Source organism: Paraburkholderia sp. BGA-UO-ETr-F12 (genome assembly GCF_059567945.1).
Map to the genome: position 1 here is coordinate 23,219 of NZ_JCAQOZ010000004.1, position 7,384 is coordinate 30,602.

General features: G+C 60.3%; 3 protein-coding genes and 3 pseudogenes. 3 read left to right on the plus strand and 3 right to left on the minus strand.

Annotated features, from left to right (window positions below):
* Positions 1-750: 750 nt before the first annotated feature.
* The 3 genes from AC57B6_RS00725 to AC57B6_RS00735 all read right to left on the minus strand — a co-directional run bounded on the left by AC57B6_RS00725 (position 751) and on the right by AC57B6_RS00735 (position 5,320).
* Positions 751-2,949 carry a putative bifunctional diguanylate cyclase/phosphodiesterase gene (locus tag AC57B6_RS00725; protein ID WP_496420554.1) on the minus strand — a complete coding sequence of 733 codons (2,199 nt, stop codon included), beginning with the start codon at positions 2,947-2,949 and terminating at the stop codon, positions 751-753.
* 48 nt (positions 2,950-2,997) lie between these two features.
* Entirely contained in the window at positions 2,998-4,194 is a 1,197-nt protein-coding gene (locus tag AC57B6_RS00730) for an EAL domain-containing protein (protein ID WP_496420555.1), read from the minus strand.
* A 703-nt stretch (positions 4,195-4,897) separates the two neighbouring features.
* Entirely contained in the window at positions 4,898-5,320 is a 423-nt protein-coding gene (locus AC57B6_RS00735; RefSeq protein ID WP_496420556.1) for a hypothetical protein, read from the minus strand.
* 76 nt (positions 5,321-5,396) lie between these two features.
* Here AC57B6_RS00735 and AC57B6_RS00740 point away from each other — a divergent pair.
* From AC57B6_RS00740 to AC57B6_RS00750, 3 pseudogenes are all read left to right on the plus strand, one after another.
* A pseudogene (locus tag AC57B6_RS00740) lies at positions 5,397-5,614 on the plus strand (IS3 family transposase); the annotation flags it as partial.
* Positions 5,595-7,022 (plus strand): annotated as a pseudogene (locus tag AC57B6_RS00745) (SMP-30/gluconolaconase/LRE-like region family protein); the annotation flags it as partial. The pseudogenes AC57B6_RS00740 and AC57B6_RS00745, both read left to right, overlap by 20 nt.
* A 299-nt stretch (positions 7,023-7,321) precedes the next feature.
* Positions 7,322-7,384, plus strand: a pseudogene (locus tag AC57B6_RS00750) (transposase); the annotation flags it as partial.

Sequence of the window (7,384 nt, forward strand, 5' to 3'; positions counted from 1 at the left end):
CGTCGTGACGTCCGTCGTAAAGCTGAATCTAACGCGGGGAAGCGTGGTTCCCCGTCGCCGCGGCGTTCTCACGCGTGCCGCCGTTCTTCCGATACACGGCGACGCCCATCCCCCGGAACGTGGGGCTGCATGCCGCTCCCGGCCGCCAGTGCCTGACGTCGCACAATCGCATCGGCGTTCCCCTGCGGCGACGGCGTATTGCTGAGCTGCCCGGTGCTGCGCCGGACCGTGCGGCACAGCGGCGCCTTGATGTCATCGCGATGCCGGCGCCATCGAGATACGCGTCCAGACATCGTCAGCGCCGCACTGACGCGTGCAAACGAAAACGCCATCAGCGCAATTGTGCACGTCCACGCAGGCCATCAGCGCGGACAACGGGTCCAGCGACCAGCGTCGCAGCACAAAGATGCTCAGTTGTGCAGCGGCGCGGCGCCTCGGTCTCGTCTGGCTGCTCTTGAGAGCCCGGGCCTGCTGCAAGAACTGCGAGACGGCCGCCGGCGTGCAGGCCGCGGCCTTGACGCCGCCAATCGTCATCCGCGGCGTGCGGCCGGCGCGCCCGCGCAGCCAGCTGACGGCTACCTCCGGTAGCGCGGCGCCGTTCGCCTGCGTGACCGGAATCAGGAATGCGCTGGGCCGCTCAGAACCGGCTTGGATTCAGCCCAACCAGCATGGCATGCGCATATCGTCCTATAGCACCTCGCACGTCAGACTTCGTAATCTCCCGTCCCGACTGGAGCCCGATTGCCGCCTTTATGCGTGTGCCAAGACCCGGGTGGGGAGCTCAATCCCGAAAGCGTCCTCGAATCGACAGGCGGGAACAGGACGGCCAAACAGAAATCCTTGCCCCTCCTCGCAACCCAGGCTTTTCAGGACCTCATGTTGCTGCTCGCTTTCGACACCTTCGGCAATCGTCTCCATCCTGAAACTGTGCGCCATGTGAAGAATGGCGCGGATCACCGAGGCATCACGTTCCGAGTCGAGCATGCCTTGCACGAAAGACCGGTCGATCTTGATCCGGGTGACCGGACAGCGTTTAAGCAGACCTGGTGACGCATAGCCGGTGCCGAAATCGTCAAGGGCAATCCCGACGCCACGCTTTCTCAGTTTCTCAAGTGATTCCAGCACCGCGTCGTCGCGATCGAGCACGATGTTTTCGGTGACTTCCAGTTCGAGTGCCTGCGGCGGCAGGCCATGCCGCTCCAGAACAGAGAAGACCTGCGAATCAAGGTTGCCGTTCGTGACAATCTGCGCGGCGAACAGGTTGACACCAATGCGGAAGTCCGTCGCGCCGCTTCTGCGCCACAGCGCCGCTTGCGCACAGGCTTCGTCAAGGACCCACCATCCCACAGTCGCTGCGAGGGAACCAGTTTCCAGTGCAGGCAGAAAAGCCGCGGGCGAGAGAAGCCCATGCTGCGGATGTAGCCAGCGTATGAGCGCCTCCGCGCCGGCAAGGGTACCATCTGTCAGCCGGATCTGCGGTTGATAGAAGAGCACGAACTCACCATCGTCGACGGCCCTATGCAACTCCATGTCGTAGAGCCGGTTCGCCACCGCTGTTTCCCGCAGCGCATTGACAAACCATACCGATTTGCCACGGCCAAGGCTTTTTGCCCTCGAAAGCGCCAGGCCCGCATTACCGATCAGCTGCACTGCTTCCAGTGCGTGAAGCGGCGCAATCGCGATGCCGCAGCAGGCCGTCACGCGCATCTCCTGTCCGGCGATGGTAATCGGTTCGGAAACACTGCTCATGACGGCGCTCGCCGTCTCGTTCGCCTGCGCAGCGCCGGCGTCTTCCAGCAGAATCGTGAACTCGTCTCCGCCAATGCGCGCCACCCTGTCGTGCTGCAATGCGATCCGCTCCAGACGGCGTGCTACTTCGCAAAGGATGCCGTCGCCTATCGCGTGGCCTAACGTGGCATTGATGCCCTTGAAGGCGTCGAGGTCGATCATGAGCAGGGCCGAGGACGATGTATTCTTCAGCGTCTGTTCTACACGTCGATAAAAGCCAGCCCGGTTGACCAGCCCGGTGACACTGTCAGTGCTGGCCAGGCGCTGCAGCTCCTCCTGTTCCCGTCGAAGTACGGCCTGATCAGCCAGGAATGCATTGAATATCGGGCTGCCATTGCGGCGCCCGCGACTCAGGCATAACTGGAGCTCAAATTCCGCCCCGTCCTTGCGCAACCCGTGCAGGTTTGCCGCCATGGACAGCCTGTCGTCGGCCAGGCCGGCTGCGGCACGCGCAACGAGTTCGCGTACTCCGGCCCTTTCGCGCTCGGGAACGAGCGCATCGAAGGACCGGGCAAACCCTTCCTCTGGCTCATATCCATACAGGGCGGCAGCTGCATCGTCCCAGGCAATCACCGCGTGCCTCTCATCGAACTGTACAAGGGCGCCGGCCTGGCTGCGGTCAGTTTCCCGGGAGGGCTCCTCGGCCTTTTGCATGGCCATTTCTACGCGACGCAGCTCCAGCCTGTCGGCAGCCATTTTTGCCAGTTCGGCCAGACGCTCACGGTCGTCCGACGAGAAATCGTGATGCGGCTTGTTGTCGATCACGCAGAGCGCACCCAGCGCGTGACCATCAGGTGACCATAGCGGCACGCCAGCATAGAAGCGCACATTGGCCAGTCCCGTGACCAGGGGGTTGTCGTGAAACCTGCCGTCGAGCGTGGCGTCGGGCACCACCATCACGCTGTCCTGCGTAATCACATGTGCGCAGAAGGAGACGTCGCGGCTCATGTTGACTTCTCCACTCTCCACGCCAACGCTTGCAGCAAAGAAGACATGGTCGCTGCCGATCATATTCACTGCGGCAACCGGCATGTTGAACATGCGCGCCGCAATCCTCACGACCGGGTCGAGGCTGGGCAATGGCTGTTCAGCGCCGAGCTCATACGCGGACAGGGCCTTCAGCCTTTCTGGCTCCGTCGTCAGTTCTGGCGGACATTTCATAAAAATTCCCTCCCGTTTCTGAATTTCTTGACCGGACCAGCCTCGGTGTTAATTCCAGCGACCTTTCTTTCGCATCCGGAGCGATATGCCACCAGCCTCCAGAAAAGTGAGCAAAAGGCTGAGGGTCATGGTTCGCCCGAAAAAGAATCCCTGCGCCAGGTCAACCCCTGCCTGGCTGATCACTGCATGATGACTGGCGCTCTCCACGCCTTCCGCGACCACAGTCGCCCCCAAAGGACGAACCGCACGGACCACCGAGCTCAGGCGTTGCCGGAGCTCCTCCTCGTCGAGCGTCATGATGTGCCTGTCGATCTTGATCTGCTCGAACCCGAACATTTCGAGCCGGTCACGATAAGACGGGACTTCGTCTACATTGGTCAGGGCAAACCGCACGTTCTGCGCTCGTAATGTCGCGACTGTATGAAGCACATCAGCAGTCGGTACCGCGCAGCCGCGTTGTGGCATGTTCAGGACCAGTTGGGACAGGATCGACCTGGCCGAGCGGCTGACATCCGACGCGAAGCTTTTGCTTTCGACATGGGTAGCACTAACATGCACCCCGATGAACAGGGCGCTGCCGGCTGTGACCTCCGCGAGCTCCTGAGTCGCAGTCGAAAGGACGAAGCGGGTGAGGCGCCCGCTTAGCCTGGTTTTCCCGAGGAGACGCATATAGTAGGCCGGCCCCCTCGATCCATACTCTGCGTTGTTCCAGCGGATCATTGCCTCGACTCCCACACACCCGCCCCTGCGCAAGCTCATCACGGGCTGGTACTCCAGGCGAAACTCACCTCCTCTCAGGCCTGCCTCAGCGGCACGAATGAGCCTGACCTCAGGCGCCAGTCGCCGCTTGTAGAAAACCCACGCGCCAAGACCGAACAGACCCATGAAGGTCAGCCACAAAGCGAACCACAGCCCGAACCAGGATAACAGGGCAGCCCGGACGCGGGCGCTTGCCGAGGAAAGCAGAGGCGCCTCAGGTTCGCGCAGCGGTGTCCTGCGAGAGTCGGCATCTTCAACACGACGAGCAGGAATTGGGCCACAGATCACGGGCGGACCGCAGCCGTCCGCGCCCGGCAAAAGCGTTCCGGCCGAAGGGGCCGCGACTGTCCGTTCGCGGACGTGGGTATCGGGCAAGGAGGCGGGCGGAAGAACGTTAGCGCGCGTCGCCTGCAGCGCGTCAGTTAAAACGACCGTTTCATCTGCCGAGGGCGACGGAGCGCGAATGGCAGGCGAGATGCAATGCATCTGTGAAGCGATCGCTGACTGTAACGGCCTACCCAGTGTCGCAGGCGTAAATGAAGTGGCAGAGCGCGTGCAAGCCAGCTGAAATCGCCGTGACCTCACCGCCTGGTCCGCCGCCAGACCGGCTGCTGGCCGTTTGACGGCACCCTGTAATGGCTGACCGTAAAAGGTGAGATCTGCAGCCGTCGTGTGTCCCGACAGGGGACGGAGCAGCGCCATGACGATCCACATCGAGGTTGGCCCGACCCAATGTGAACTGATCAAAGTTCTGCTCATTTCATATACATTACAGTAACTCCAACCTCGCAAAGACTTTATACCGCTGTCATATATTTAATATGCTACTTAACGATGCACATCAAGGAATATTCGAAAAATGTCTTCTAGACGCAAAACCTGTGGAGGGTCGTCACAATTGTGTGATAACGCCACGGAATGGTAAGGATCCGGGAGAATAGCGGCCGCTGTTTTCCACGATTCGGGCATTCTGAGAAGCGGATTGAGATGCGGCAAGTGGTCATTGAGTGCGGGGAGTGCACACTCTCCGATCGCCGACGTCGGCGCTTCAGTTGGCGTTCCACTGCGGACAGCTCGGCGTTGGGTCACTCGTATGCGTGAAGGCGGCCCTGCCGCTCTCGGACGGAAACAACGAATCGGTGCTGACCTGATCACGTTGGTCGAGGGGCTGGCGCTCACGGAGCCGCGCCTATCCATATCGACCATTCATCGTCTCGCCTGCAAAGCCGCCGAAGAGAAAGGCTGGCGCCCTCCCTCCTACGCGAGCGTCCATTCCATCGTCAGCAACCTTGATCCGGCTGCCGTTACACTTGCCGATGGAGGCACGGCCGCTTTCCGCGACCGATACGAGCTGATCCATCGGCATCGTGCCGAACGGCCGAACGCCACCTGGCAGGCGGATCATATACAGCTTGACATAGTGATCCTCAACGCCGACGGCGCAGAGGCTCGTCCGTGCGGGATACACGGTGTTCGTCGGAGCGCCGTCAACACTCAACACCTCGCTGGCGTTGCGACAGGCTATCTGGCGAAAGCCGAAAGCAGATTGGCCGGTCTGCGGTGTTGCGGACGTGCTACATGTGGACCACGGATCGGACTTCACCAGTGTCAAACGCAATCTCGAGTTGATACAGCGGGGGTGCGGACAAAATCTTGGACTACCTGGAGGTAGTTCATACGAAGACCGCATGCGAGCGGTCGGCTCTACTTGAAGCTGGGCAAGCGCGTCGGGGCGACCATCCGACAATTGGGCTACCCAACAAAGAATTCTCTCGAAGCCTGGCATCGCGAATACGAGCAGCGCCATGGTCTACGGGCTGGCTATGTCCGTTCGAGGCCGAGGTATCCGGCTGAACAGAAGAAGGCGGCCGTCGATCATTACCTGAGCTGTAACCGCTGCGCTGCAGTTCAACGCTACGTATGGCAGCGGCAAGGTTGGCCGATACAACCCGACAAGCCGCACGGGCGAGCTGCTCATCACGCTAAGCGACACGACCACCGAACGCCTCGCGGATGCGGTTACCGGAGGGTCCGGACATGAACATCAAGATCTATGACATGTCCAACTCACCTTATGCCGTGGGTAGGTTTGATGTTCAAGGCGGCTTCCTCAATACGGACACCGGAATCAAGGGGCAGGTGGGCGACAGGCGCTTCACGCGCGTTGCCGGCATCGGCCGGGATTCCGCGCGCAATCTCTATGTTCTGAACAGCCCATGGGGCGGTTCGTGGGACCTCGGGCGCAACGGCGGCATCGACATCCAGGCATACGATGGCGCCGTGGTTCTGCGCTGGCAGCTTCAATCGGTGAACTTTGAAGGTACGCAGCACCGGACCCAGCCGCAGACGGGGCGATCTCAGACGGGGCGATCTTCTATGGCGGCATGAATATCTATTCGGGCACCGTGGGAGGCGCCTTCGTCGCCAACACGATCGATCCGATCACCGCCCCCCCCGATCCGCGGATCAATCTCGCCGACCACGAACGCGGAGAACAGTTCGCTCAGATCGCCAGCGTAGGCGCGCACCGGATACTCGTCGCAGCGAGCCAGAATCCCGATACCTTCTACTTTTTCCACTTACACCCGTCGAGCGGATACATTGCGATTCCCGATAGCACGTTGCCGCGACCGTCCTTTGGAACGACGGCGAAAGTCCGCAATGGTTTCTGCCTGGATAGTACGGGCGATACCCAGGCGGGTCTCGACAAAACCAACCTCATTTCCCACTATCCGCCAAACGGCTTCGATGCGAGCGGCAAGCCAGTGTGGGGTGCGGCGATCATCATGCAGCTCCCGCACACGATCTCGCAACTGACGCGGATTCTCTACCTGCCTGACAATGACACGATGTTTCTCACGCAAGGGGCAATCGGTAGCATGGACTGGACTGCGGTCGGGTCGCGTGTCGAGGTGTACGTCGAGGTGTACCACGGCCGGCTGGCCGACAATAGTACCATGCCGAGCCCGGTGATTAACATCAATGACGCGAATGCGAAATCAATTACGGCCGCCGATAATTATCTGTTTGTGGGCTATGTCCATACCGTGCCGAATATCGATGCCTTTAACCTCACGACGGGGAATCTCGACACCACGTTCGTCAATGGCAATCCGAACGCAGTCAACGTGAACAGCGACGTGGACTTGACCTACAGACTTCGGGCGTATCGGCGTTGCACCGGCGAATATGAGGTGACAAAAGACAACTACAACGGCTCGAGCGTTGTGGTGTATCGTTAGATGCCGGCGTTGGCCGGGGCCAGAGCGAGTGCAACAAAGACGCTGCTGGCGTCGCCATTCAGCGGGAAGTAACGATTTGGGGCGATGCTGGCATATCAAGGGCAATACGAGAGTGTCGGGGAAAGCGTAAGGCGCGCTTGTTCCTTGAACCGTTGGAAGTTGCTTGTAAAGGATAGAACGTCAAAAGCCGCATCGGACTTTGAGTGTAATGACAAGCCGGCAGGACCGGGGCCCCACCAAGCCTGAAAATTCGTCTGCGTCTATTGGTATCGTAAACTGAATGAAGCGTGAGTATCCGGGTTTCATCGGGGCCGAGCCTGTCAGAATTTTAGTGTGCCGAGGTCATGAGACGATAACGGAAATAACGTCCTATGACCGAAGCAACCGTGACCAAGAAGAGCAAGAACCCGAAGGCGCCGAAGCTGTTCCCTGAC

Excerpts from the sequence above, each read along its gene's own strand:
- AC57B6_RS00730 (WP_496420555.1), bottom strand. The coding sequence starts at position 4,194 with ATGCATTGCATCTCGCCTGCCATTCGCGCTCCGTCGCCCTCGGCAGAT.
- AC57B6_RS00725 (WP_496420554.1), bottom strand. The coding sequence starts at position 2,949 with ATGAAATGTCCGCCAGAACTGACGACGGAGCCAGAAAGGCTGAAGGCC.